Annotated in this window: 23 protein-coding genes; 10 read left to right on the top strand and 13 right to left on the bottom strand. The window is 71.3% G+C overall.

All coding sequences use genetic code 11. The annotated features are described in order from the left end of the window. On the bottom strand, window positions 1-330 hold a 330-nt coding region (locus JAO81_RS23440), incomplete at its 3' end, for a bifunctional DNA primase/polymerase (RefSeq protein ID WP_199549881.1). A gap of 210 nt (window positions 331-540) precedes the next feature. Between JAO81_RS23440 and JAO81_RS23435 the strand changes: the two genes are divergently transcribed. Next, on the top strand, window positions 541-882 hold the full coding sequence (locus JAO81_RS23435) for a hypothetical protein (RefSeq protein ID WP_199549880.1): 342 nt from the start codon (window positions 541-543) through the stop codon (window positions 880-882). Here JAO81_RS23435 and JAO81_RS23430 read toward each other — a convergent pair. The 6 genes from JAO81_RS23430 to JAO81_RS23405 form a co-directional block, all read right to left on the bottom strand. After that, entirely contained in the window at window positions 872-1,813 is a 942-nt protein-coding gene (locus JAO81_RS23430; protein WP_199549879.1) for an LLM class flavin-dependent oxidoreductase, read from the bottom strand. The two genes, JAO81_RS23435 and JAO81_RS23430, sit on opposite strands and share 11 nt — an antisense overlap. A 47-nt stretch (window positions 1,814-1,860) precedes the next feature. Then, entirely contained in the window at window positions 1,861-2,370 is a 510-nt protein-coding gene (locus tag JAO81_RS23425; RefSeq protein WP_307813583.1) for a MarR family transcriptional regulator, read from the bottom strand. 34 nt (window positions 2,371-2,404) lie between these two features. Next, the gene (locus JAO81_RS23420) at window positions 2,405-3,688 is read right to left on the bottom strand and encodes an AAA domain-containing protein (protein ID WP_307813585.1); all 1,284 of its coding nucleotides are present in this window, start codon (window positions 3,686-3,688) and stop codon (window positions 2,405-2,407) included. 170 nt (window positions 3,689-3,858) lie between these two features. After that, window positions 3,859-5,448 carry a hypothetical protein gene (locus JAO81_RS23415; protein ID WP_199549877.1) on the bottom strand — a complete coding sequence of 530 codons (1,590 nt, stop codon included), beginning with the start codon at window positions 5,446-5,448 and terminating at the stop codon, window positions 3,859-3,861. Next, window positions 5,439-6,698 (bottom strand): hypothetical protein, encoded by a 1,260-nt coding sequence (locus JAO81_RS23410; RefSeq protein WP_233415800.1) that lies wholly within the window; start codon window positions 6,696-6,698, stop codon window positions 5,439-5,441. The genes JAO81_RS23415 and JAO81_RS23410 overlap by 10 nt, the downstream gene beginning before the upstream one ends. 112 nt (window positions 6,699-6,810) lie before the next feature. After that, a complete protein-coding gene (locus JAO81_RS23405; RefSeq protein ID WP_374194335.1) occupies window positions 6,811-7,260 on the bottom strand; it encodes a hypothetical protein in 450 nt (149 codons plus the stop codon). A 377-nt stretch (window positions 7,261-7,637) separates the two neighbouring features. Here JAO81_RS23405 and JAO81_RS23400 point away from each other — a divergent pair, with 377 nt between their 5' ends. Next, entirely contained in the window at window positions 7,638-9,089 is a 1,452-nt protein-coding gene (locus tag JAO81_RS23400) for a hypothetical protein (protein WP_199549876.1), read from the top strand. A gap of 99 nt (window positions 9,090-9,188) precedes the next feature. On the opposite strand, the gene JAO81_RS23395 is transcribed toward JAO81_RS23400, so the two are convergent. Next, window positions 9,189-9,785: a histidine phosphatase family protein gene (locus tag JAO81_RS23395; protein WP_199549875.1), complete on the bottom strand. Its 597-nt coding sequence runs from the start codon at window positions 9,783-9,785 to the stop codon at window positions 9,189-9,191. 246 nt (window positions 9,786-10,031) lie between these two features. On the opposite strand from JAO81_RS23395, the gene JAO81_RS23390 reads away from it, so the two are divergent. Together JAO81_RS23390 and JAO81_RS23385 are read left to right on the top strand one after the other, a co-directional pair. Beyond that, window positions 10,032-10,883 (top strand): spermidine synthase, encoded by an 852-nt coding sequence (locus JAO81_RS23390; protein WP_199549874.1) that lies wholly within the window; start codon window positions 10,032-10,034, stop codon window positions 10,881-10,883. 65 nt (window positions 10,884-10,948) lie between these two features. Beyond that, complete coding sequence (locus JAO81_RS23385) at window positions 10,949-11,371, top strand: hypothetical protein (protein WP_199549873.1); 423 nt, start codon at window positions 10,949-10,951, stop codon at window positions 11,369-11,371. A gap of 4 nt (window positions 11,372-11,375) precedes the next feature. Here the strand turns inward: JAO81_RS23385 and JAO81_RS23380 are convergent, their stop codons facing one another. Beyond that, on the bottom strand, window positions 11,376-11,954 hold the full coding sequence (locus JAO81_RS23380; RefSeq protein ID WP_199549872.1) for a hypothetical protein: 579 nt from the start codon (window positions 11,952-11,954) through the stop codon (window positions 11,376-11,378). Window positions 11,955-12,075: 121 nt separating this feature from the next. Here JAO81_RS23380 and JAO81_RS23375 point away from each other — a divergent pair, with 121 nt between their 5' ends. The 3 genes from JAO81_RS23375 to JAO81_RS23365 all read left to right on the top strand — a co-directional run bounded on the left by JAO81_RS23375 (window position 12,076) and on the right by JAO81_RS23365 (window position 15,900). Beyond that, on the top strand, window positions 12,076-12,768 hold the full coding sequence (locus tag JAO81_RS23375) for a response regulator transcription factor (protein WP_199549871.1): 693 nt from the start codon (window positions 12,076-12,078) through the stop codon (window positions 12,766-12,768). Beyond that, window positions 12,765-14,165 carry a HAMP domain-containing sensor histidine kinase gene (locus tag JAO81_RS23370; RefSeq protein WP_199549870.1) on the top strand — a complete coding sequence of 467 codons (1,401 nt, stop codon included), beginning with the start codon at window positions 12,765-12,767 and terminating at the stop codon, window positions 14,163-14,165. The genes JAO81_RS23375 and JAO81_RS23370 overlap by 4 nt, the downstream gene beginning before the upstream one ends. A gap of 265 nt (window positions 14,166-14,430) precedes the next feature. Continuing rightward, window positions 14,431-15,900, top strand: a complete 1,470-nt coding sequence (locus JAO81_RS23365) for a cellulose binding domain-containing protein (RefSeq protein ID WP_199549869.1) — start codon at window positions 14,431-14,433, stop codon at window positions 15,898-15,900. 253 nt (window positions 15,901-16,153) lie between these two features. Here JAO81_RS23365 and JAO81_RS23360 read toward each other — a convergent pair whose 3' ends face one another. The 4 genes from JAO81_RS23360 to JAO81_RS23345 form a co-directional block, all read right to left on the bottom strand. Further along, window positions 16,154-17,665 carry a GH1 family beta-glucosidase gene (locus tag JAO81_RS23360; RefSeq protein WP_199549868.1) on the bottom strand — a complete coding sequence of 504 codons (1,512 nt, stop codon included), beginning with the start codon at window positions 17,663-17,665 and terminating at the stop codon, window positions 16,154-16,156. A gap of 123 nt (window positions 17,666-17,788) precedes the next feature. Continuing rightward, the gene (locus JAO81_RS23355; protein WP_199549867.1) at window positions 17,789-18,694 is read right to left on the bottom strand and encodes a carbohydrate ABC transporter permease; all 906 of its coding nucleotides are present in this window, start codon (window positions 18,692-18,694) and stop codon (window positions 17,789-17,791) included. Then, window positions 18,694-19,713 (bottom strand): carbohydrate ABC transporter permease, encoded by a 1,020-nt coding sequence (locus JAO81_RS23350; protein ID WP_199549866.1) that lies wholly within the window; start codon window positions 19,711-19,713, stop codon window positions 18,694-18,696. Before JAO81_RS23350 ends, JAO81_RS23355 begins: the two co-directional genes overlap by 1 nt. Then, window positions 19,714-21,045 (bottom strand): ABC transporter substrate-binding protein, encoded by a 1,332-nt coding sequence (locus JAO81_RS23345; protein WP_199549865.1) that lies wholly within the window; start codon window positions 21,043-21,045, stop codon window positions 19,714-19,716. A 312-nt stretch (window positions 21,046-21,357) separates the two neighbouring features. Here JAO81_RS23345 and JAO81_RS23340 point away from each other — a divergent pair, with 312 nt between their 5' ends. From JAO81_RS23340 to JAO81_RS23330, 3 genes are all read left to right on the top strand, one after another. Further along, complete coding sequence (locus JAO81_RS23340) at window positions 21,358-22,434, top strand: LacI family DNA-binding transcriptional regulator (protein ID WP_199549864.1); 1,077 nt, start codon at window positions 21,358-21,360, stop codon at window positions 22,432-22,434. 272 nt (window positions 22,435-22,706) lie between these two features. After that, entirely contained in the window at window positions 22,707-23,894 is a 1,188-nt protein-coding gene (locus tag JAO81_RS23335) for an NAD(P)/FAD-dependent oxidoreductase (protein WP_199549863.1), read from the top strand. A gap of 150 nt (window positions 23,895-24,044) precedes the next feature. Beyond that, a complete protein-coding gene (locus JAO81_RS23330) occupies window positions 24,045-24,959 on the top strand; it encodes an RNA polymerase sigma-70 factor (protein ID WP_199549862.1) in 915 nt (304 codons plus the stop codon). Window positions 24,960-25,016 lie beyond the last annotated feature (57 nt).

Below are 25,016 nucleotides of genomic sequence, written 5' to 3'. Positions count from 1 at the left end.
CCCCCCCCAGGCGAGCAGCGACGGCAGCCGGGGGGCGGGGCGGGGGCCGGCGAAGATCAGCGTCCGGCGGCGGTACGTGGCGCCGGGCCCGGAGCCCGGGCCCTCCTCCCACAGCCGGTCCAGCATCCGGCGGCCGAACACCGCCGGGACGCTCACGACATCGAAGGCGGTCCCGCACGGCAGGACCACGGGAGCGGTCGGCCGCGCCTCCCACAGGGCGAGCGTGGAGCGTGGATACGAGGTCGCGGACGCCAGCCATGCGGCGCCCGCGGGCGTCACGAATCCGGCGTGGGCTTCGACGGAGTGCTTACTGGTCAGCCGAGTGCTCATGGCATCTACATGTACCGGCTGTGAGCGTGTGGACTCACGGGGTTACGGATTTCCGGGACGCCCGCCCCGCCGGTGCAGTACGGTCCGCCCGGCATATGCCACCGCCGTACATCGCCGCACCGGTGAGGCCCTCTTGCGGGACCCGGGACAATGGAAGGCGGCCCTCGGGGAATGCCGGGGACCGGAGACCCTGGCGACGGAAGGACCGGCATGGCGGAACCCGAGCGGACACAGCGGCGACTGCGCCCGGCGCCCCTGCTTTTCGAGCCCACCACAGCCGCCGCCGACCCGGAGCACTTCTTCGACCTGGAGTCGGTCGAGGACCCCCGGGAGCTGCTCGCGCGCGCCACCGAGCTGACCCTCGCGTTCCGCGCCGCGACCGACCGCGCCATCGAGTTCCAGGCCATCGCCGCGGCCCAGCTGGCCGAGCCGCATCGCTTCGACCGCCTGTCGGCGGGGGAGATCGCGGAGCGTGCGGAGTGGACCGAGGACTATGCGAAGAAGATGGTCGAGTTCGGGCGCGGTCTGCTGAGGGGTGAGCTCAGGGACTGACCTGCCGTTCCTTCGCCACGGCCGCCCGTACCGCGGGCGCGATCTCCGTGGACCAGCGCGCCACCGAGGCCGCGTCCTGGGTGCCGCCCTTGGGTGAGAAGAGCGTGAACCCCGCGGCGCCGTGGTCGAGGACCGCCGTGGTGAGCTCCTCGGTCCATTGTGCGGCGCTGCCGCCCAGCCACCGTCCCTCGGCGTCGCGGGTGGCCGGGAGCGGGCCGTCCGTGATGCGGCCGGGGAGGTTGAAGACCGTGGCGATGTCGGCGGGTGCGCGGCCGGCCGCGCGGGCCGCCTCGTCGATCACCGGGCGCGAGCTGCGGTAGCGCTCGCTGAGCCAGTCCGCCGCATGGCCCGGGATCCAGCCGTCGGCCACGCGGCCCGTGGCGGCGAGGGACTTGCGGCCCACCGAGCCCGTCCACACCGGGGGAGCGGCGACCGGGGACGGCGCGATCTCGTGCACCTGGAAGTGCCTGCCCTCGAAGGTGACCGGGGCGCCGCCGCCCGAGAGCTTCCTGACCAGGACGATCGCCTCCTCGAAGGCCTCGACGGCCTGAGCCGGCGTGAGCTTCTCGACGCCCATGTCGGCGATCCGGTCCCAGATCCCGCCCGCGCCCATCCCCAGGATCACGCGGCCGTCGCTCAGCGCGGACAGCGAGGTGAGCGTGCGCGCCAGCATCGCGGGCGGCCGGGTCGGATTGGTGACGTTGGCGAAGCCGGCGATGTGCCGCGTACGGCCGAGCAGGAAGGCGATCGTGGCGTACGCGTCCAGGCGTTCGCCGAGGTACGGGTGGTCCGAGAGCGAGAAGTGATCGAGCCCGTCGCGGTCGGCCTGCCGCACCATGCGGAGCAGCTCGGGCCCCTCGTCGAGGGTGCTGTGCGCTCCGAAGCCGAACAAGGGGAGGGCGGGTGTGGGTGTGCGTGCGGGTGCGGACATGGGGCGACGCCTCCACGGGGAGTATTGAGTTCGTGGTACGAACTTTATTAGTTCGTACTGCGAACTTCAATCGTTTCCTGTTGTCCCGCGCCGCCGTCCGTAGGCAGAAACACCTCGGGGACCTCGTTGTCGCGCACGACCCGGCCGAGCAGTCCGGCGAGAACCTCGCGCTCCTCGGCCGTCAGGCCGTCGGGCAGCCGGTCGATGCGGCGGCAGGTCTCGTCGTAGAAGTCCCTTGCGAGGGCGGCCCCTTGCGAGGTGAGCGCCACGCGTACGGCGCGGCTGTCCTCGGGGTCGGGTTCGCGCTGTACGAGGCCGTTGCGGGCCGTCCGGTCGACAAGTCCGGTCAGGCTGGACTTGGCCAGCCGCAGCACCGAGCCCAACTCGCCCATCCCGTACGACCGCGCCATCAGTACGCACAGCAACTGCCCCTGCTGCGGGGTGAGTCCGTACTCCCGGCCCGACTCCGCGTACACGGCGTTCACCAGGAACGACGACTGCACCAGTGCGGCCACCACGCCGAGCCGGCCGTCGGTCTTTTCGCTCTTTTCGCCCACGCGGGCAGCGTAACACCGTAATTCGTACTGCGAACTATGGGTGGTAGGAGACTCGGTGTTCGCGCAGATGTGAAAGCACCGTGTGGTTCGCGTCCCAGCCGTCAGGGAACTTCACCGTGACGCCCAGCTGCACCGGCTCGGTCGACGGATGCTCGTCGAGCAGTTCGGCGACCCCGGCCCGGCACACCACGATGCACGCGTGCCGGTGCCGCGACGCGAGCACGCACAGGCGGCCCGTCTCCAGATGGAAGGCCGTGGCGTCGGGGCGGCCGGAGAGTGGATGGAGCACGACCGTGACGTCGTACTCGCGGCCCTGCAGACGGTTGGCCGTGTCGACGGTGACGCACTGAACTCCCAGCTCCGCCAGGGCCGTTCGGACCGCGGCGGCCTGGTCGCGATGGGCGGTGCCGACGGCGATACGGTCCACCGTGAGCGGCGCCGGATCCGGTGAGCGCTCGCTGACGGTGACGCCGCCGCGGTCGAGGAGCCGGCGGACCACGTGGGCCAGCGCCCGTACGGCCTCCGGATCGGTACGCGGAGTGTGCCGCGCCGGCAGTTCGAGCAGGCCCCAGCCCGAGGCCGCTGCCTCGTCGAGCACGCGGTCGTGGGCGCTGCCGTCGCCCGTGACGCCGAAGCTCAGGGCGCGGTCACCGTGCGAGGTGCCGCTGCGGAACTTCGTGAACGGGTAGAAGGCCTCGGAGATCAGCGGTGCCGCGGACGCGGGGAGGCGCCAGGAGACGGGCAGGCGGTGCTGGGGGAGGTGCGGGTTGTGGGCGAGGAGGGTGCTGACCGCGCTGGCCGAAGGGTCGTACGACAGGCCCGCCCACTGCTCGGAGCCGACGATGGAGAAGGGGTCCAACTGCCCCGGGTCGCCCACGAACAGCGCGCGTTCGAAGAGCCCCGCGACGGCGAGCAGCGCGTCGGAGCGCATCTGGTACGCCTCGTCGACGATGGCGTGCTGCCAGGGCTCCACGTCCTTGACGTGCGCCCACTTCGCGGCGGTCGACAGGACCACGTCGAGTCCGGCCAGGTCGCCGGCCTTCGAGGACGTACGGACCTGCGGGAGGTCGTCGAGCGCCTTGTCGTAGGCGTCGGCGTCGCTGCTGTGCAGCCGGCCGACGGGCAGGCCGGGGTTCTTCTCGGCCAGGCGCAGGACCAGGTCGTCGACCTGCGCGTTGGTCTGAGCGACGACCATCAACGGGCGTCCTGCGGCGGCCAGTTCGAGCGCCGTGTTCACCACGAGGGTCGACTTGCCCGCGCCGGGCGGGGAGTCGACGACCACGCCGCGGTCGGTGCCGTGCAGGGTGTCCCGCAGGATCGCGGTGGTGGCCGCCGCGGCGGCCGCGGACGGATCGAAAACCGCGGACGGATCGAAAGCCGCGGACGGATCGAAAGCCGCGGACGGATCGTAATCCGCGCGATCGGAAGCAGCAGGATCGGAAGCAGCAGGATCGAAAGCAGAAGGATCGAAAGCGGAAGGAGAGCCGGTCACAGCACGTCCTCCGAGGTCAGCGGGTCGGGTTGTTCGGCCGTCGGCTCACCCGGCGGGCCGCCGTGCGTCCAGGGCGTCTGCTCGGCGTCGGGCAGCTTCGCGCCGCCGCGCGCGTCGTGCTCGAAGAGCGTCCAGCACAGCCGGTCGCCCTTCGCGGGTACCGAGCCCGCGTCGGGCTCCTTGCCGCGCCCCATCTTGTCCAGGATCCGCAGCACGACACCGCCCTCGTCGTCGTATCCGACGAACTCGGCCGACTGCGGCTTGCCTTGGAGCGACCGGTAGACCTTGGCGCCCGCACCGAGATGCGGCCGGTCCTGTGTGCATACGGTGATCAGCGGGCGCGGCCGCGGGCGCTTGTCCTCGCTGTACGCCATCACCGCGTCGGTGACCTCGCCGGTGAAGGCCTCCCCGGTGAGCCGCCGCCCGGCCATGACCAGCGGATCGTCCAGAGCCTCCTGCGCCTCGAGCCGGGCCTGGGCCTCCTCGCGCCGCTGCAGCTTGCGGGCCGCGGTGACCGCGTCGTCGCGGCGCGGCTGCGGGGGCTCGCCGGCCAGGACGCGGTCGCGGTGGCCGGTGTACGACCACAGGTCGCGGGTCCAGCGCTCGGCGCTGCGCGGTGCCTCGGGCAGGGTGCGCAGCAGGTCGATGCCGCGCCAGACCGCGTCCCAGGTGGGCCGGGTGCGGCTCTCGATCAGCGAGGCGATCTCCCGTTGCGCGGAGGACAGTTCACCGAGCCGGTCGTCCGCGTCCAGTGCGTCCTCGGCCGCCTGCAGCGCGGTGCGGGCCCGGTCGAACCGCTCGATGGCGGGCGCGAGCAGCCGGTTGTCGAAGGCCGGATCGGTGGCCGGACCGGCCGGGGGGCACAGCAGCTGGCCCTCCCTGTCCCGGCCCAGTTCGGCCTCGAACGCCGCCTGGGCGCCGCTCGACCCGGCCGGGGGGTCGATCCACGCGAGCAGCGCTCCCAAGTGCTGGTCCTCCAGGCTGGACTGCCCCGTCGCCCAGTGCCGTCCGAGCAGCTCGGTCATCGCCAGGAGCTGTGCGGAGCCCGGCACATGGGACCGCTCGCCGAAGTGCGTCAGCCACCGTCCGAGCAGCGGCACCCTCGGCGGCGCGGGATAGGGCGTGTCCGGGTCCTGCTCGGCGGTCCGCCGGAAACGCATGGAGCGCCCGAGCAGCCGTACGAACTCCACACCGGCCCTGCTCGGCACGATCAACTGCGGTGCGTCCACGCACAGTTCGACCTCGACCTTGACCTTCTTGCCGGTCTCCGGGTCGGTCTCGTTGCGCGTCTCCGCCTGGGTCTCGCCGGCGAAGGACTCCACGTATGGCAGCACTTCCTCGGCCAGCTCGGCCAGGAACGCGAACCGCAGCTCGCGGTCGCGCGGCTGCGGTACGACGAGCAGCCGGGGCCGCTCGCGGTCGGTGCCGACCAGCGCGCCGAGAGGTGCGCCGGCCTCGCCCGCTGTGGTCAACGGCACGAAGACAAGCGGCCGTTCGGACAGACGCCGGTGACGGACGGTGGCCGTCGGCTGCGCCCGCCCGCTCTGCACCGCTTCGAGCCGCGCCAAGGTGGAGATCAACGACATGCGGCGCCTCCTTCCCGTACGACTGCTGCCTCGTCTGTACGGGGAGCAGCGGACGCATTCTCCGTACGGCGAACAGGCGTCGCATCCTCCGTACGGGGAGCGGGCGCCGACACCGCGAGGGCCTCCGCGCGCAGGGCGGCGGCCCGGCGGAGCGCGGCGACCGCGGGGTCGGCCGGGTCGCCGCTCTCGCCGCGGGCGGCGGACAACACCGCCTCCACCGTGGTCAGTTCGCCGAGATCGCCGCGCAGCGAGCGGCCGAGCGCGGTCACCGCACCGCGTTCGCGGGCCCGGTCACGGCAGTGGAAGGCGAGCTCGCAGGCGGCCAGGCACTCCGGTGCGTACGTGGCGGGCACCGACTCGACGGCGGTCGTCAGCTGCTCCGCGGGCTGTTCGAGGTCGAAGGTCGTGCCCGGCGCGAGGGTGCCGGTGATGTCCTCGATACGGGTCAGGCGGGCCAACTGCCGGCCGGTCACGGCCCGTTGCTTGCGAACGTCGACGACGGAGGCCGTCGGCAGGTTGGAGAAGTCCTTGGGGCAGACGAGCAGGATGCTGTGGCCGACCTCGGGGGACGGGGCGAGCCGGGCGGCGACCTGCTCGAGGGCGAGCACATAGACCGCGGCCTGGCGGGCGGCGGCGCCGACCTTCGCCGCGTCGGCCGAACCGTCCATCATGGGGAAGGACTTGATCTCGACGACCGTCCACCGGCCGTCGGGGTGCACCACGACGGCGTCCGGCTCCAGGAACGCGGGCGAACCGGCGACGTCCAGCGCGACCATCGGGTGGTCGAGCAGCGTCCAGGCACCCGCTTCGGCGTCCCGCAGCGCGAGCGCCGTGCGGGCGGCGCGGCCCTCGGGGCCGACGGCGGTCAGGTCGGGCACATGGGAGGTGTCCGCGGTGGGCTCGAGGCCGCCGCCGAGGCGCTGGTGGGCGAGGCGCAGCAGCGCGGCGCCGCCGTCCGCCTTGACCCTGGCCTCGAAGGCATTGCCGCGGATGAACGCGAACTGCGACTGTCCGAACCCGGACGGCGAACCGAGCGCCTCGGCCAGCGCGGACTTGTCCACTCCGGCGCCGTCGAGCAGCGCGCGCCTGCGGCAGCCGGGGTTGGCCGCGAGGGCGGCAAGCGCCCGGGCGTCCAGGGGCTTGGGCAGGGTGTCGGGCCCGCGCAGGGTGGCCAGTCGGGCGCGCAGCGGCTCGGTGGTGGTCGGGATTTCGCTCACCTGCGAGAGTCTCGCATTTCCCACTGACACCATGGGTGCGTTGCCGGGTGCGGGTGGGCTTCGGCGGGGTGGTGCCGGACCGTTTTTGCAAGGGGGCCTTCTGCCTTTCGCACCATCCGTCCGGCTATTCGCGCCACGCCTCCGGCTATTCGCGGCACCCGTCCGCGGCCGCGATCATCCGGGCCGCCTCGCCGAGCGCCTCGCGCAGGGCCGCCGGATCCGTCACCTGATCCCCGTCGGTCGGCGGCAGCAGCCAGCCCGCTCCCGTGTCCGGTGCGGACGGTGACGCGAGGGGCAGTCCGCGGCCGGCGGTCTGCGTACAGGCGGAGCCCGGAAGGTCCCAGCCGTCGGCCGTACCGGGCGGCACCACGAAGCCGAGGGTGTCGTGGCTGTCGTCGTGCAGGACGGGGCCGACCGCGGGGGCGCCGCGGCGCAGGATGTCCACGGCTTCGAGACCCTGCCGCGTCGGCACGGTCACCAGATCGCACTCACCCGGAGGCGCACTGTGGTCCAGCGTGGGCCGGTGCTGTGCGGTCGAGGCCGGGGTGGCCGGGGGCGGGACGGGTTTCGGGGCGGGCACGGTCACTTCCAACAAGGGGACCCCTCCTGGCTCAGGACGCTCATGGTCTGGGAGTGCTCACCGGATGCTCGTGGTCTGGGAGCGCTCACGGGGGCTGGTGCTGGGGAGTGCTCACCGCATGGTTCAACGCGCGGCCAAGTCAACGGCTACGGCGTCGAATCGCCGCATTGGATGGCAGTTCATGGCGGATCGTGGCTGGGATTTCCGGTTTGTAGCAAAACTCTGCGTGCCGCACCCGTCACTCCCGGTACGTTCGTTGCCCCGCCGGAGCCACCCGAGCGTGACCCCGGACGGGGCCTCCCCTGCTCTGGGGGGACCTCCCTGCTCGAAGAACTCGGGGGAGAAGCCGAGAGCTTGGGGAACATCGTGAGCCGTGACGAGAGGGCTGGTCCATGGCGTCGGCCTCGAGGACTTCACCGACTTCACCGGCCGGGACACCCCGGCCGAATCTCGCTTTCCGGATGCTGCGCGGCAGCCTGTCGCCGGGTGAGTTCGCCGCTGCCGTACGCAGGGCCGCGCGCGAGATCGGCGAACGGGTCTCGTGCGACGCGCGCTACATCGGACGGGTGGAGGCGGGCGAGATCCGCTGCCCCAACTATGCGTACGAGCGCGTCTTCCTGCACATGTTCCCCGGCCGCGCGCTGACCGACCTGGGGTTCGCACCCCGCGAGACGGTCCGCGGCCGAGGGGCGCGCGCGGCGGCCCGGGCGCCCGCCCCGCACGCCGAGCTACCGCGGGTTCCGGCGGAACTCCCCGTACCGAGAACGCCGTCCGAAGTGCCGAGGACGTCGTCCGAACCGCCCGGCACCGCCCCGTACTTGAAGCACCCCGAGGAGAGCGACGTGCTGCGTCGCATGTTCATGACCGGCACCACGGCCGCGGTGGCCACCGCCTCGCTGAGCCTCGCCCAGGCCCCGGGCGGCGAGCGGCCCCGGCGGCGGGTGGGCGGTGCGGAGGCCGATGCGGTGGAGGAGGCCGTACGCAGGATCCGGCTGCTCGACGACCGGCACGGCGCCGACGGCCTCTACCGCCGGGCGGCCGCCCCGCTGCGCAGCGCCTATGCCCTGCTCGACGAGGGCACGGCGCGGCAGTCCGTCACCGACCGGCTGCAGGCGAGCGCCGGTGAACTGGCCATCTCCGTCGGCTGGTTGGCCCATGACTCGGGCCGCTACGAGGACGCGCGCTCGCACTACGGGGAGGCTCTGGCCACCGCGCGGCTGCTCGCGGATCCGGGACTCGAGGCGCATGCGTTCTGCAACATGTCGTTCCTGGCCCGCGATGCCGGCCGTCCCCGTGAGGCGGTACGGGCGGCGCAGGCCGCGCAGCGGGCGGCCGGGCCGCTCGGCTCCGACCGGCTCCTCTCGCTGCTCGCGCTGCGCGAGGCCGGCGGGCTCGCGGCGCTGTCCGACCGGACCGGCTGCGAACAGGCGCTCGCCCGTGCCCAGCGGCTCTTCGGGCGGGGGCCCTCGGGGGCCGACCCCGAGTGGATGACCTTCTTCGGCGCGGCCGAACTGGCGGGCCTGGAGGCCCAGTGCTGGTCCGCGCTGGGCGAGTGGTCGAGGGCCGCCTCCCACGCGCGCACCGCCGTCGCACTCCAGGATCCGCACTTCACCCGCAACACCGCGCTCTACACCGCCGAACTCGCCGACGACCTGGCCCGGGCGGGCCGCCCCGACGAGGCGGCCTCGGCGGGCCGCAAGGTCCTCGACCTCCTCGGCGAGGTCCAGTCGAACCGCGTCCAGTCGATACTGCGGACCACGGCACGCGTACTACTCCCACACCGCCGCACAACCGGAGTGGCAACATTCCTGGAGCGCCACCAGGGCCTGGGCCGGACTGCATAGGGGCAGGGGGACCCAGCGTTCAGTGCAAAGGCGGCAAACCGGACGTGGCCATGAACGGTGGGTCCCTTTCTCAGAGGGCTACCGGTCCAGCGGCCGGGCCTACCGGTCCAGGTGGCCCGTTTCGTTCCACGACTCGATGGCCGGGGCGTCGTAGGCCCAGCCCAGGACGGAGAGGGACGTGGGGTTGAGGCGGATGCGGGCGGCGAAGTCGAGGGGGAGGCCGAGCCAGCGGGCGCCGATGGAGCGCAGGATGTGGCCGTGGGCGAAGACCAGGACGTCCCGGTCCGCCGAGCGGGCCCACGCGACCACCTCGTCCGCGCGGGCGGAGACCTCGGCCAGCGTCTCGCCGTCCGGGACGCCGTCCCGCCAGATGAACCAGCCCGGACGGACCGCCTGGATCTCGGCCGGGGTCATCCCCTCGTACGCCCCGTAATCCCACTCCATGAGGGTGTCCCAGCGCTCGGCCCGGTCGCCGAAGCCGGCGATCTCGCAGGTCTCGGACGCGCGCACGAGCGGCGAGGTGCGCACCTCGACCTCCGGCAGACCGTCGTACGGCGCCCGCCGCAGCCGTTCGCCGAGCAGCTTCGCGCCGGTCCGGCCCTCGTCGAGCAGCGGGATGTCCGTCCGGCCGGTGTGCTTGCCGGACAGGGACCAGGAGGTCTGTCCGTGCCGGGCCAGGAGGATGCGGGCTGCCATGGGTCGCTCCAGAACTACCGAATGTGTACGAAGGGGGCGTATCGCCGTTGATCGCCTCGCTTGTCCATCATCGCTCACCGGGGGCGCGGCTACCGGCGGGGCCCGGATCCGGGGGGCTGGGCGGGCCTGGATCCGAGGGCTGGGTGGGCCCGGATCCGGGGGCTGGATCCAGGGTCTGGCGGGCCCCGTGCCCGCCCCCGCCCGCTCGCAGCGCGGGGCAGGGCCGCGCGCCCGCATAATGGCCAGATGGCCCGAAGGAAAAGCGCAGCTCAGGCCGTGGTCGAGACGGTCGACGGGGGGCTCGCCGAGCTGATACCCGATCCGGACCGGCCGCGCGCCTGGACCCTGCTCGTGGACGGCGCACCCCAGTCCCATGTGGACCTCGACGACCCCAGGTATCTCGACTTCTCCTACCAGCGCCGCCTCGGCCACGTCATCGATCTGATCGCCCCGCCCGGCAAGCCGTTGCAGGTGGTGCATCTCGGTGGCGGCGGGTTCACACTGGCCCGCTATGTGGCCGGTACGCGGCCGCGCTCCTCGCAGCAGATCGTGGAGCGCGATGCGGCGCTCGTCCAACTGGTGCGCAGGGAGCTTCCGTTGGACTCCACCGCACGGATCCGCGTGCGGTCCACCGACGCCCGCGAGGGGCTCCTGAAGATCCCTGACGGCTGGGCGGATCTGCTGATCGCCGATGTGTTCAGCGCGGCGCGCACGCCCGCGCATCTGACGAGTGTCGAATTCCTCGAAGAGGTACGCAGAGTCGTCAGGCCCGGCGGCCACTATGCCGCCAACCTCGCGGACGGCCCGCCGCTCGCCCATCTGCGCGGCCAGATCGCGACGGTCGCGGCGGTCTTCGGGGAACTGGCCCTGGCCATCGACCCGGCGGTGCTGCGCGGCAAGCGCTTCGGCAACGCGGTCCTCGTCGCCTCGGACACCGAGCTCCCGGTCGCGGAACTCACCCGCCGTATCGCCTCCGACCCGCACCCGGGCCGCGTCGAACACGGCCGCGCCCTGTCCGACTTCACCGGCGGCGCCACACCGGTACGAGACGCGGCGGCGGTGGCTTCACCGGCGCCGCCACCAGGGGTGTTCCGCTGACTCGGGCCTGAGTTGGAGTCCCGGGGCGCGACGGCGGGGGGCCGGACGCGTCACCAGGGGGAAACGTGGACAGAAGGCGCAAGTTCGTGCTGGCCGCAGGAGCGGTGCTCCTCGTCGGGGTCCCGACGGGGTTCGTGGTCCAGGACCGTATCGAGACGGCTGAGCGGGAGTCGTTGGAGCGGGCGGTCGAGGACTACTTCCAGAGTGAGGTCGACCGCGACATCGCGAAGTGGCGCGCCGACGGGATCCCGGACGGCCGTGTCTGGAGCAAGTTCGACGCCGAGGCGTTCTCCTTCGATGTGACCAGGGACGGCGCTCGCGCCACCGTCGATGTCAACCAGAAGGTGACCCCTTACACGACGGATGAATCCGGCGGAGATCTCCGTGCCGAGGTGCCGGCCATGGCGACCCGTGTCCTCGTCTTCGAGTCATCCGGCGACACCTGGCGCATGGTCGAAGACCTGACCGGCCGGGAGCTCACCGACTGACCCCCTACGGATCGTCGATCTCCACCTGTGGCGCATGGTCGTGCCAGGTGCAGAAGACCGAGACCTCGCGGGTGCCCTGGGTGAACGTCACCCGGATCCAGTCCTGCTGCGGCTGCTTCCAGATCTGCATCTCCCAGCCCGTCTTGGGCGTGGCCGAGACCAGCTCGGCGGAGGCGGCGTGGATCTCGAAGACGACCCGGCCGCCCGAGACGCTGTAGCTCTTCACGTCGCCGGCCTCGGCCGACGACGAAGCCGACGAACTGCCCGACTCGCTCGGTGAGCCGCTCGGGGAGGAGGACCCCTTCCCGTCCGGCCGCGAGGACTCGGACGGTTTGCCCGAATTGGAGCCCTTGCCTGAATCGCCGGACTTCGAGGGCTCCTTGGGGCGGCGGGTGGAGGACGCCTTCGGGTCCACCGCCTGCTGGGTCGTCTCGTGGGAAGCGGTCAACGGGAGTGCGCGGGGCGGGTCATAGGCCGTTCCGGACATTACCGTGTGCACCCCCCACCAGGACAGCGTCACCGCTGCCCCGGTGGCGCATGTCCACGCCGCTGCATGTGCCAGCCCGTTGAAAGTCCTGTGCATCGCGGGCCATCCTGCACCATCCGGCCCACTGGTGTCCCGGGGGTGCGGGAACGCCGGTGCCAGGACCGGGGTCTCCCGTGTGCCATGACCGGTGTCCCCCGTATGGCGTACGGTGCGGGCCATGGCAAGTGTGCTCGTGGTCGAGGACGACCAGTTCGTACGCTCGGCCCTCATCCGGCATCTGACCGACGCCTCGCACACCGTGCGCAGTGTCGGGACGGCCCTCGAGGCGCTGCGCGAGGTCGCTCATTTCCGCTTCGACGTGGTCATTCTCGATCTCGGTCTGCCCGATCTGGACGGGGCCGAGGCGCTGAAGATGCTGCGCGGAATCACCGACGTCCCCGTGATCATCGCCACTGCGCGCGACGACGAGACGGAGATCGTCCGGCTCCTGAACGACGGCGCCGACGACTATCTGACCAAGCCCTTCTCCGTCGAGCATCTGTCGGCCCGGATGGCCGCGGTGCTGCGCCGGGCGGGGGCCGGCGGCGGGGGCGAGGCGGCGGTGTCCAGCGTGCTGCGGGTCGGCGGGCTCGCCATCGACCCGCTCAGGCGCCAGGCCTCGCTCGACGGTGCCACGCTCGATCTCACCCGGCGTGAGTTCGATCTCCTCGCCTTCCTCGCCGGGCGGCCCGGGGTGGTCGTACCGCGCAAGGAGCTGCTCGCCGAGGTCTGGCAGCAGTCGTACGGGGACGACCAGACCATCGACGTACATCTGTCATGGCTGCGGAGGAAGTTGGGCGAAACCGCAGCGAAGCCGCGCTATCTGCATACCCTGCGCGGAGTGGGAGTGAAGCTGGAGCCCCCGCGGTGAGGTGGGCCCTCGTCAAGGTGTGCCTCGCGGTCACCACGATGGTCGTCGTCGCCTTCGCGGTCCCGCTGGCCCTGGTCATCAAGGAGATGGCCAGCGACCGCGCCATCTCCAACGCCGAACGCCAGGCGGCCAACATCGCGCCGACCCTCTCGATCACCACCGACCGCGTGGAGCTCGAGCGGGCCATCGCGATCACCGACGCGGGCGGCGAGGGGCGGATGGCCGTGCATCTGCCGGCCGCGGAGGGGCTGGCCGCGAGCGAGATCGGTGTCCAGCGCGCCACCGACGGCGATGTCGAGACGGCCCGCCGCAAGAGCCGCGCCTTCATCGCCCAGGCGCCCGGCGGATCCGTACTCCTGCAGCCCACCGCGCTGAGCTCGGGCGGCAACGCGGTCGTCGAGATCTTCGTGCCCGAGGGCGATGTCAGCAACGGGGTCACCACGGCCTGGGTGGTGCTCGCGGGCGTGGGCATCGCGCTGATCATCGGCTCCGTCGCGGTGGCGGACCGGCTCGGCGTACGGCTCATCCAGCCGGCCAAGCGCCTCGCGGGCGCCGCGCACGACCTCGGCGAGGGGAAGCTGGGAGCGCGGGTGCCCGAGGAAGGGCCGACCGAACTCAAGTCGGCCGCCGTGGCCTTCAACTCGATGGCCGACCAGGTGGTCCAACTGCTGGCCAATGAACGTGAGCTGGCGGCCGATCTGTCCCACCGCCTCCGTACCCCGCTGACGGTCCTGCGCCTGAACGCCGCCTCCCTGGGCGACGGGGCCGCGGCCGACCAGACCCGCTCCGCGGTCGAGCAGCTGGAACGCGAGGTCGACACGATCATCCGTACCGCCCGCGAGGCCAAGCCGCAGACCGCGCACGGCGGTGGCGCCGGGTGCGACGCGGCCGAGGTGATCAGGGAGCGGATGGCGTTCTGGTCGGCCCTCGCCGAGGACGAGGCGCGCAAGGTGCGGGTCGCGGGCGTGGACCGGCCGGTCCATATCCCGGTCGCGCGCGCCGACTTGGTCGCGTCCCTCGACGCGCTGCTCGGCAACGTCTTCCGGCACACCGCCGAGGGCACGGCCTTCGCGGTCGACGTCCACAACGGCGAGGACGCCGTGATCGTCCTCGTCTCGGACGCGGGACCGGGCATCACAGACCCGGAGGCGGCGCTGCGCCGGGGCGGCGGCTCGGGCGCGGCCGGGTCGACCGGGCTCGGCCTGGACATCGTGCGGCAGATGGCCGAGTCGACCGGCGGCGACGTGCGCATCGGGTCGTCGGTGCTCGGCGGTACCGAGGTCCGGATCTGGATCCAGCTGGACGCCCGCCGGCCCACCGAGGGGCGGCGCCGGCACCGGGGGGCCGCGGTGCGCCGCAGGAAGAAGGGGCAGCAGGCCAGTCCGTCAGGGGTGTGAGCCGAGCCCTTACGCGTCCTAGCTGCACCTGCACCTCCAGCTCCTCCTTGCGCCTCCAGCTCCTACTTGCACGTGCACCTTCAGCTCCCACCTGCACCCGCACCCGCACCTCCAGCAACACCCGCACCATTAATCGCTCCCCATCCCTCCCTTAACGCCACCCTAAGAACCCCAACCCCCGCCCGCCTCGCCCGATTTGCCGGATCAGAGATCGCTAGCGTGCTGCCGCACCCCACCCCCATGTACAGCAAAGGCAGGCAGCCCCATGAGCAGCTCGCGCAACGCGCACCGGCGCACACTCGGCGGCAAGGCGAAAGCGATCGGTGCGGCGGTGCCCGCGGCGCCCCTCGGCACCACGGCGCTCGTGTTCTCGGGCACGGCGCAGGCCGCCGGCGCCGGTGTCGCGTACACCAAGACCAGCGCATGGTCGGGTGGTTACACCGCGCAGTACGTGATCACCAACGACACGGACGGGCCGCTGGCCGACTGGACCCTCGAGTTCGAGCTTCCCGCCGGCACGGAGCTGAGCTCGCTGTGGAACGGTGACCACACGGTCAAGGACGGCCACGTCACCGTGCGCCCCTCGGCCTGGGACAAGGACCTCGCGCCCGGCAAGGCCGTCACCGTCGGCTTCGTCGCCAGCGGCAAGGGCGCCGACCCGAGCACCTGCACGATCGACGGCCAGGACTGCTCCACCGAGGCGGAGCCCGCACCGGGCACCGAGGCTCCCACGCCGTCCGCCGAGCCGACGGACGAACCGACCTCGCAGCCGACGTCGAAGCCGAGCGAGACGGCCCCGGCCGAGCCCACCGAATCCGCGGACCCGACGCAGCCCGCCGCCTCCACCACCCGCTTCGCCCCCTTCGTCGACACCTCGCTCGCCCCCGCGTACGACCTCGTGGGCACGGCGGACAAGACCGGGGTGAAGGAGTTCAACCTCGCCTTCGTCACCGCGGCCAACGGCAGCTGCACCCCGCTGTGGGGCGGCTCCACCGCCCTCGGCGAGGACAAGGTCGCCTCGCAGATAGGCGCCCTGCGCGCCAAGGGCGGCGATGTCCGGGTCTCCTTCGGCGGCGCGGCGGGCAGCGAGCTCGCCCTCAACTGCGCGTCCGCGGACGACCTGGCGGCGGCGTACGGCAAGGTCGTGGACGCGTACAAGCTCACCAAGGTCGACTTCGACATCGAGGGCGCCGCCCTGCCCGACACCGCCGCCAACACGCGCCGCGCCCAGGCGATCGCGCAGCTGCGGAAGGAACACCCGGGCCTGGACGTCTCGTTCACGCTTCCGGTGATGCCCGAGGGCCTGACCCAGCCGGGCGTGGACCTGCTCGCGGACGCGAAGAAGAACGGCGTCGCCATCAATGCCGTGAACATCATGGCCATGGACTACGGGCCCTCGTACAGCGGTGACATGGGCACGTACGCCGAGCAGGCCGCGACCGCCACACAGGCGCAGATCAAGGGCGTGCTCGGGCTGAGCGACAGCGAGGCGTGGAAGGCGGTCGCCGTGACCCCGATGATCGGGGTCAACGACGTCACCACGGAGATCTTCAAGGTCGACGATGCCGCGCAGCTGGTGAAGTTCGCCGAGGCCAAGGGGCTCGGCTGGCTGTCGATGTGGTCCTCGACCCGGGACAAGGCCTGCGAGGGCGGCTCCACGGCGGTCTCGCCCACGTGCAGCTCGATCAGCCAGGAGCCGCTGGCCTTCACGAAGGCGTTCGCGGCCTACAAGTAACAGTCCCTGCTGTTCCTGGAGTCCCCACTGTTCCTGGAGTCCCCACTTCCTGGAGTTCCCACTTCCTGGAGTGTCCCTGCAGCTCCTGTAGTCCCCCGGATCCACCCCCCACCCAGCGCGCCCCGACCGGTCTTCCCCCATCCGGCCGGGCCGCCCCCGGCCGCCCCCGCCCCCCCCCCCCCCCCCCCCCCCCCCCGGCCGCCCCCCCCCCCCGGGGGGGGCGCGCGCGTCTTGGTGAGGCGTGGTGTACGGGTCAGGCCTGCGGCGGCAGTGCTCCGTCGCGGGCCGCCTGCCCGTACCACCGCGCACTGGACTTGGGGGTGCGCTCCTGCGTCTCGTAGTCGACGTACACCGCGCCGAAGCGCTTGCTGTAGCCGTACGCCCACTCGAAGTTGTCCATCAGCGACCACAGGAAGTACCCGCGTACGTCGGCACCCCGGCGCATCGCCTCGTGCACCGCCGACAGGTGGCTGTGCAGATACCGGATGCGGTCCGGGTCGTGGACGCTGCCGTCCTCGCCGACCCGGTCGTCGAAGGCCGCACCGTTCTCCGTCACGAAGAGCGGAACCCCCGGGGCTTCGGCGGTGTATTGAAGGAGAAGGTCCGTGAGGCCGGTCGGATCCACCGGCCAGTCCATCGCGGTCAGTTCGCCAGGCGCCCGGTGGAAGGCCACACCGTCGGCGCCCGGCCAGGGGGAGTGGGAGCCGGAGTTGTGGCCGTCCCGGCGCGGGGCGGTGCGATCGCTCGTGGCCGAGACGATCGCGGGTGTGTAGTAGTTGATGCCGAGGAAGTCCAGGGGGTGCTTGATGACGGCGAGGTCTTCGGGGCGTACGAAGGACCAGTCGGTGATATGCGAGGTGTCGGCGATGAGGTCCGACGGGTAGGCGCCCTTGAGCAGAGGGCCGGTGAAGATCCGGTTGGCGAGCGCGTCGATCCGGCGCCGGGCGTCGCGGTCCTCGGGCGAGTCGGTCAGGGGGCGTACGGCGTGCGGGTTGAGCGCGATGCCGATACGGCCCCGTGAGGGCAGGGCGGCCCGCAGCGCGCGGGCGGCGAGCCCGTGCCCGAGGTTGAGGTGGTGGGCGGCGCGCAGGGCCGCCACGTCATCGGTGCGGCCCGGGGCGTGCACCCCCGCGCCGTAGCCCAGAAAGGCGCTGCACCACGGCTCGTTGAGGGTGGTCCACAGCTCGACCCGGTCGCCGAGCGCTTCGGCCACGATCCCGGCGTACTCGGCGAACCGCTCGGCGGTGTCCCGCTCGGGCCAGCCGCCGCCGGCGGTGGAGCCGCTGGGGAAGGCCGTCTCCAGGTCCTGGGGGAGATCCCAGTGGTAGAGCGTGGCCATCGGTGTGATGCCCTGCTCCAGGAGCTCGTCGACCAGGGAGCGGTAGAAGTCGAGCCCGCGCTGTACGGCGGGGCCGCGCCCGGTGGGCTGCACGCGGGGCCAGGAGACGGAGAACCGGTAGGCGCCCAGGCCGAGTTCGGCCATGAGCCGGACGTCGTCGCGAAACCGGTGGTAGTGGTCACAGGCCACGTCCCCGGTGTCGCCGCCGAGCACCTTGCCCGGCGTCCGGCTGAAGGTGTCCCAGATGGACGGCGTGCGCCCGTCCTCCTGGGCGGCGCCCTCGATCTGGTACGCGGCGGTGGCGGCACCCCAGAGGAAGCCTGGCGGGAAGGTGGTGGAGCCGGCGGATGCCGGCTGGGTTGCGGTGTCCGAAGACGCTTCGGCCGTGGTGACGGCGGAAGCTGCGGACGCTTCGACTGCGGGCACGGGAGCGCTCCCATTCTTGGTACGGGAAAGGGGAGTTGAGGAGTTGGGGTGCGGGCGGCGGCGGTGCGCGGGCAAGCGGGATCCCGGCGGGACGTACGCAGGGGGAGAGCAGGGCCCGAAAGCTCAGCCCTTGACCGCCCCCTGCATGATTCCGCCCACGATCTGCTTGCCGAACACGACGAACGCGAGGAGCAGCGGCAGCGTGCCGAGCAGCGCGCCCGCCATGATCACCGACTGGTCGGGGATGTACCCGCGCCCGAGGCCGGTCAGGGCGACCTGCACCGTCGGATTGCCGTTCTGGGTGAGCGCGATGATCGGCCAGAAGAAGTCGTTCCAGGCCTGGACGAAGGTGAGCATCCCGAGCACCGCCATGGCGGGCCGCGCCGCGGGGAACACCACGTGCCAGATCACCCGCCAACTGCTCGCGCCGTCGACCCTGGCCGCCTCGACCAGCTCGTTCGGCAGCGCCTGCACCAGGTACTGGCGCATGAAGAACACACCGAAGGCGGCCACGAAGAACGGCATGATCACGGCCTGCAACTGATCGGTCCAGGACAGCTCGGCGATCAGCATGTACAGCGGTACGACGCTCAGCTGCGGCGGCACCATCATGGTGGCGATCACGAAGAAGAGCAGGAAGTTCTTCCAGCGGAACCGCAGCTTGGCGAAGGCGAACCCGGCGAGCGTGGAGATCAGCACGGTCCCGACGGACGCGATGGTCGCCACGATCGTGGTGTTCAGCAACGCCATGCCCATGTTGGCGTCGGTCCAGGCGATCTCGAGGTTCTTGAAGAGATTTCCGCCGAACCAGAAAGGCGGCGGGGTCTGGGCGAGCCGCTCGTTGTCGCGCGACGCCGCGATCGCCGTCCAGACCAACGGGAACAGCGAGAGGACGGTGACCACGATCAGGACGAGATACGTCCACTTGCCGCCGTACAGCGTCTTGCCGGCCTTGCTCTTGCCCGGCTTCTTCACAGGACGGCTCTGCTGCTCATCCGTGGGCACCCGGTCGGTGACGATGGCGCTCATCAGGCCCTCCCTTCGCTCTTGCGCAGCCGCCATGAGATCAGCCAGTTGACCGCGGCGACCAGCAGCAGGATCAGGAACATCGCCCAGGCGATGGCCGAGGCACGGCCCAGATGCAGATTCACCCAGCCCTGCTCGTACAGATAAAGCCCCAGCGTCTGGAACTGGTGGTCGGCACCACCGGTCGGCGAGGCACCGTCGTTGAACAGCAGTGGCTCACCGAAGAGTTGTGTCGCGCCGATCGTCGAGACGACACAGGTGAACAGGATCGTCGGCCGCAGCGACGGCAGCGTCACATGGAAGAACTGCTGCCAGCGCGTGGCCCCGTCGAGCGCCGCGGACTCGTACAGGTCATTGGGGATGGACTGCATCGCGGCCAGATAGATCAGCGCGTTGTAGCCCGTCCAGCGCCAGATCACGATCGAGGAGACCGCGAGCTGGGAGGTCCATGTCCCGTTCTTCCAGTCGATGTTGTCGATCCCGACCAGGCCGAGGCCCCAGTTGATCATCCCGTAGTCGCGTCCGAAGAGCAGGACGAAGACCAGGGTCGCCGCGGCCACCGAGGTGGCGTACGGGGTGAGGACCGCGACCCGGAAGAACCAGGAGCCGCGCAGCTTGTAGTTGAGCAGATGCGCGATCCCCAGGGCCATGACCAGCTGCGGCACCGTGGAGAGCAGACCGATGGTGACGGTGTTCTTCAGCGCGTTCCAGAAGAACTCGTCCTCGAGGAGCCGGGTGAAGTTCTTGAACCCCAGCCACTCCATGTTGTTGGGGTCGGTCAGCGAGACCCGGTGCAGAGAGGCCCAGCCGGTGTAGAGCAGTGGGAAGAGCCCGAAGGCGAGGAAGAAGAGGAAGAACGGGAGGAGCATCGCGTACGGGCTGAACTTCATGTCCCAGCGGTAGCGACGGCTGCGCCACGTCCGCGACTTCTGCTCCTTGGCGCTCGGCGGCGCCTTGTCGACGCGCGGGGCCGCGGCCCCCTCCCCCCGGGGGGCCGCGGTGGTCTCGTACTGATTCACCATTTACTGATCCAGCGCGTTGTCGATCGACTTCATTGCCTTGTCCCAGGCCTTGTCGGGGGCGGTGCCCTTCTGGTCGACCTGGAGCATGCCCACATCCGCGAGGTTCTGCGCGATGATCAGGTCCTTCGGACCGAGGATCTGCACGGGGGTGCCTTCCGCGGCGTTGGCGAAGATCTCACCGATGGGGGCGTTGCCGAAGTACGCGTGCTTGGCGTCCTTGACCTCGGGCAGCTCGTACGCGGCCTTGGCGCTCGGGAAGCTGGCCCGCTCGGCGAAGAACTTCGCCTGCTGCTCGGGAGCCGTCAGCCAGGCGGCGAGCTTGGCCGCCTCTTCCTTGTTCTTGCCCGCTTCGGGCACGGTCAGGAACGAGCCGCCCCAGTTGCTGGGCTTGGGTGCCGCGGCCACGTCCCACTTGCCCTCGGCCTTGTCGCCACCCTTGTCCTTGATGTAGCCGAGCATCCAGGCCGGGCAGGAGATCGTGGCGAAGTCGCCGTTGGCGAAGCCCGAGTCCCAAGCCGGAGTGAAGCTCTGCAGCTTCGCCGAGAGACCCGCCTCGGCGAACTCGGCGGCGAGGTCCCAGCCTTCCTTGACGACCGGGTTGGTCTTGTAGATGACCTCGCCGCTCTTGTCGTAGAAGCGGTTCTCGCTGCTGCCGTGCACGGCGGCCATCACGTTCTGCGCGCCGTCGACGAAGGCCGCGTCCTTCACCTTCGCCTTGAACTGCTTGCCGACCTCGAGGTACTTGTTCCAGTCGCCGGCCCACAGCGCGCCGACCTTCTCACGGTCGGTGGGCAGCCCGGCCTTCTGGAACAGGTCCTTGCGGTAGCAGATCCCCTGCGGGCCGACGTCCGTGCCGAGCGCGACCGTCTTGCCGTCCTTGCTGGTGCCCTGCGCCCACTTCCAGTCCAGGAAGTTGTTCTTGTCGACGCCGGACACCTTGCCGAGGTCCATGAGCTTGTCGGACTGGGTCGCGGTGATCTCCGCGATGTTGTTGACCTCGACGGCCTGGATATCGGCGAGCCCGCTGCCCGAGGCGAGGTGCGTGAGCAGCGCGGGGTAGTAGTTCTCGTTCCGTTCCACCGACGTCTGCTCGATGACGATGTTCGGGTTTTCCTTCATGTACTGGTCGTAGAGACCGGCCTCCTTGAGGCCGAAGGCGCCGAAGACACCCACCGTGATGGTGGTCTTGCCCTTCGCGTCCTTCTTGCCCGAGTCGCCGGACCCGCCGGGCTCTTTCGAGTCCTCGGCGCAGCCGGCCAGCAGCCCCACGCCCAACGCTGCTACGGCCGCGAGGACCACAGCCTGACGGGACGTTCGGTGCCTCATGCGCATTGCGTCCTCCTTGTGCCCTGACGTGCCGACTCCCGGCCAACTCTTCCGTGCTGTGGGGGTTTTCGTTGTGCGGCTCGGGCGGGAACGTGCGGGTTGTGTATGAGCCAGGTACGGTGGGAGCGCTCCCATGTGTGATGAGTTGAAGAGTCCCGGCTGGGCCCGGGAGTGTCAAGAGACCGGACGGACGGAGCCGAATCGGTTATCCGGCTGTTAGTTTTCGCCCGGGTGGTCGAAATTTCGGGCATACGCACGATGGTCGATGCACGGATCGTCGAGCGCGCCGATGGTTCATACGCCGATGGGGAGGCACGCATGACGATCCGTCAACCTCGGGTGGGGGGACGGGCCAGGAGCGGGGGCAGGCCCACGCTCGAGGAGGTCGCGGCCCGTGCCGGCGTCGGCCGTGGCACGGTCTCCCGGGTGATCAACGGATCGCCTCGCGTCAGCGAACGGACGCGCGCGGCCGTCGAGGCGGCCGTTGCCGAGCTCGGTTATGTTCCGAACACGGCGGCCCGCGCACTGGCCGCGAACCGTACGGACGCGATCGCCCTGGTGGTCCCGGAACCCGAGGGCCGTTTCTTCGCCGAGCCCTACTTCTCGGACATCATCCACGGGGTGGGCGTCGCCCTCGCCGAGACCGAGGTCCAGCTGCTCCTGACGTTTGCGAGCAAAGACCGCGAACGCCGGCGTCTGGCGCAGTACTTGGCGGCCCAGCGCGTCGATGGCGTCCTGCTCGTCTCCGTCCACGCGGACGATCCGCTGCCCGACCTGATCGAGGATCTGCACATCCCCGCCGTGGTCAGCGGCCGCCGTTCGGCCTCCGAACCCCTCGCCTCCGTCGACTCGGACAACTTCGAAGGCGCGAAGGCGGCCATCGGTCACCTCCTCGGCCGCGGCCGCACCCGGATCGCCACGATCACCGGCCGTCTCGACGTCTACGGCGCCCAGCGCCGTCTGGACGGCTACCGTGCGGCGCTGTCCGAGGCCGGTCTGGAGGAGGACGAGACCCTCGTCGAGCCGGCCGACTTCACGGAGGGCGGAGGCCGCCGCGCGATGTCCGAACTGCTGCGCCGCCGCCCGGACCTGGACGCCGTCTTCGCCGCGTCCGACGTGATGGCCTCGGGCGCCCGCCAGATCCTGCGCGAGCAGGGGCGACGTATCCCCGAGGACGTGTCCCTGGTCGGCTTCGACGACTCGGCGATCGCCCGCCACATGGACCCGCCGCTGACCAGCGTCCGCCAGCCCATCGAGGAGATGGGCCGCGAGATGACCCGACTGCTCCTCGCGGAGATCGCCTCGGTGGACGCGCACCATCCACGGTCGGCCCGCCAGCTGACCCGTGAACAGGTCCTTCTTCCCACGGAGTTGGTCGTACGGGCGTCGTCCTGACGAGCGGCGCGACGTCATCCCGGTGGGTCTGAACGGGTGCGGCGGGCGTTGCTCGGAGAAGCGCGGCGGGCATTGCCCGGCGAGGCATGGACGGCATTGCCTGGCGAGGCATGGAGGGCGTCGCCCGGAAAGGCATGGAGGGCATTGCCTGGCGAGGCATGGCAGGCATCGCCAAAGAGGTGTGGCGGGCGTCACACCCGCCCCGTGTCACGTTCGGGCCGTCCGCTCCCATCTGGTGGTCGTCAGCACAACGGAGCCGGAAGGGGACAGCGATGAACGCACGGGAGAACGGAACGCACCGAGTGGTGATCCTGGGCGCGGGTTACGCGGGCACGGCAGCGGCCGTCCAGCTCGCCGCCCGCGTACAGAAGCGCGGCGGCGTGCAGATCACCGTCGTGAACGCCACGGAGCGTTTCACCGAACGGATGCGACTGCACATGACGGCCACCGGCCGGCAGACCGCCGAACTCGCCGTCCCCGAGCTGCTCGACGGCACCGGCGCGCGGTTCGTCCGCGGCTGGGTCACCGCGATCGACGCGGCCGCGAAGACCGTACGCATCGACGACGACCGCGAACTCGCCTACGACACCCTCGTGTACGGACTCGGAACCGTGGCCGACACGGCTTCGGTCCCGGGGGCCGAGGACCACGCGTACACCCTGAACGGCGCGCAGGACGCGGAGCTGCTCGCCGACCGTCTCGCCCGGATCGGTGACGGTGGCACGGTGGTCGTCGCGGGCACGGGTCTGACCGGCGTCGAGTCGGCCGCCGAACTCGCCGAACGCCACCCGCGGTTGAAGGTGATCCTCGTCGGCCGTACGGAGCCGGGCGCGGACCTGGGCCGTAAGGCCCGCACGTACCTCCGGGCCGCCCTCGACCGCCTCGGCGTCGAGGTCCGCGCCGGAGCCGAGCTGGCGAAAGTGCTCCCCGACTCCGTGGAACTCGCCGGCGGGGAATCGCTCGCGGCGGACGCGGTGCTGTGGGTGGGCGGCACCCGGGCCCCGCGCCTGGCCGCCGCGGCCGGACTCGACGTGGACGAGCGCGGCCGGATCGTCACCGACCGGTCGCTGCGCTCGACTTCGCACCCGGACGTCTACGCGATCGGCGACGCGGCCGCCATCCGCCAGGGATACGGCGTGATGCACGGCACCTGCCAGGGCGGCATGCCCACGGGTGTGCACGCGGCGCTCAGCATCGACCGGGTGCTCAGGGGCCGGGACCCCAAGCCCTTCCGCTTCGGCTACTACCACACGCCCGTCAGCCTCGGCCGCGGTGACGCCGTGGTGCAGTTCACGCGGCCCGACGGCCGTGCACGGCGGATCTCCCTGACCGGGCGCACGGCCGTGCGCTACAAGGAGACGGTGACCGCCTCGCCGTGGCCGACGTACGGCCGGATGAGGAAGATGCCCGCGTCGGGCGCCTTCTGGCCGCGCGGCGGCCGCTTCACGCGCACCAAGTGAGACTTGCCCGACCGCAGTTGAAAGCCGACGTAGTTCCCGACCGCACCCGAGCCCCTACCGCACCCGAAGTCCCTACCGCACCCGAAGTCCCTACCGCACCCGAAGTCCCTACCGCACCCGAAGTCCCTACCGCACAGGAGAAGACCAGCCATGAGCGCGAACCAGGCGCCGACCACCGACACCTTCCAGGAGCACCGCCGGCTGCTCTTCTCCATCGCCTACCGGCTGCTCGGCAGCGCGGCCGACGCCGAGGACGCCGTGCAGGACGCGTGGCTGAAGTGGTCGGCCGCGGACCGTGCGCAGGTCGCGGACCCCAAGGCGTATCTGACGCGCATCGTCTCCAACGTGGCCCTCGAGCGGCTGCGCTCCGCACGCCACAAGCGCGAGACGTACGTGGGGCCCTGGCTGCCGGAGCCGATCCTCACGCAGCCCGACGCGTCCGAAGCGGTCACGGACGCCGAATCCGTCTCCATGGCGATGCTGGTCGTCCTGGAGACGCTCTCCCCGCTGGAGCGCGCGGTGTTCGTGCTCAAGGAGGTCTTCGCCTTCAGCCACGCCGAGATAGCCGAGGCCCTCGACCGTTCCGAGCCTTCGGTACGGCAGGCCGCGCACCGCGCCCGCGAACACGTCGCGGCCCGCCGCCCCCGCTTCCGCGCCGACCCGTCCCGGCAGCGCGCCGCCACCGAACGATTCCTGGCGGCGGCGACCGGCGGCGACATGAACACCCTCATGGAACTGCTCTCGCCGGACGTCACCCTGTGGACCGACGGCGGCGGCAAGGTCCGCCAGGCCCTGAAGCCGGTCGTCGGCTCGGCCACGGTGGCCTCGTGGTTCGCGGCGATCGGCACGGTCACGTACCAGGGCGTCTCACCGTCGGAGATGACCGCCCGCCTGGCGGACATCAACGGCGCCCCCGGCATGCTCTTCACGTCCCCGGACCGCGTGATCGCCACGATCACCTTCGACTTCGACGAGGAGGGCCGCATCTCGGCCATCCACAATGTCGCCAATCCGGAGAAGCTGGGGGCGGTGACGGACGGCACGGCCTACGACGTGGGGGCCTGAGGCGCCGCGGTTGGGGGGGCTTCCCCCCGGGGAGGTCGGCCCCCCCCCCCCCTCCCC

This window comes from Streptomyces sp. N35 (assembly GCF_016464295.1).
Taxonomy (GTDB): Bacteria; Actinomycetota; Actinomycetes; order Streptomycetales; family Streptomycetaceae; genus Streptomyces.
This window is presented reverse-complemented; position numbering and strand designations above follow the sequence as displayed.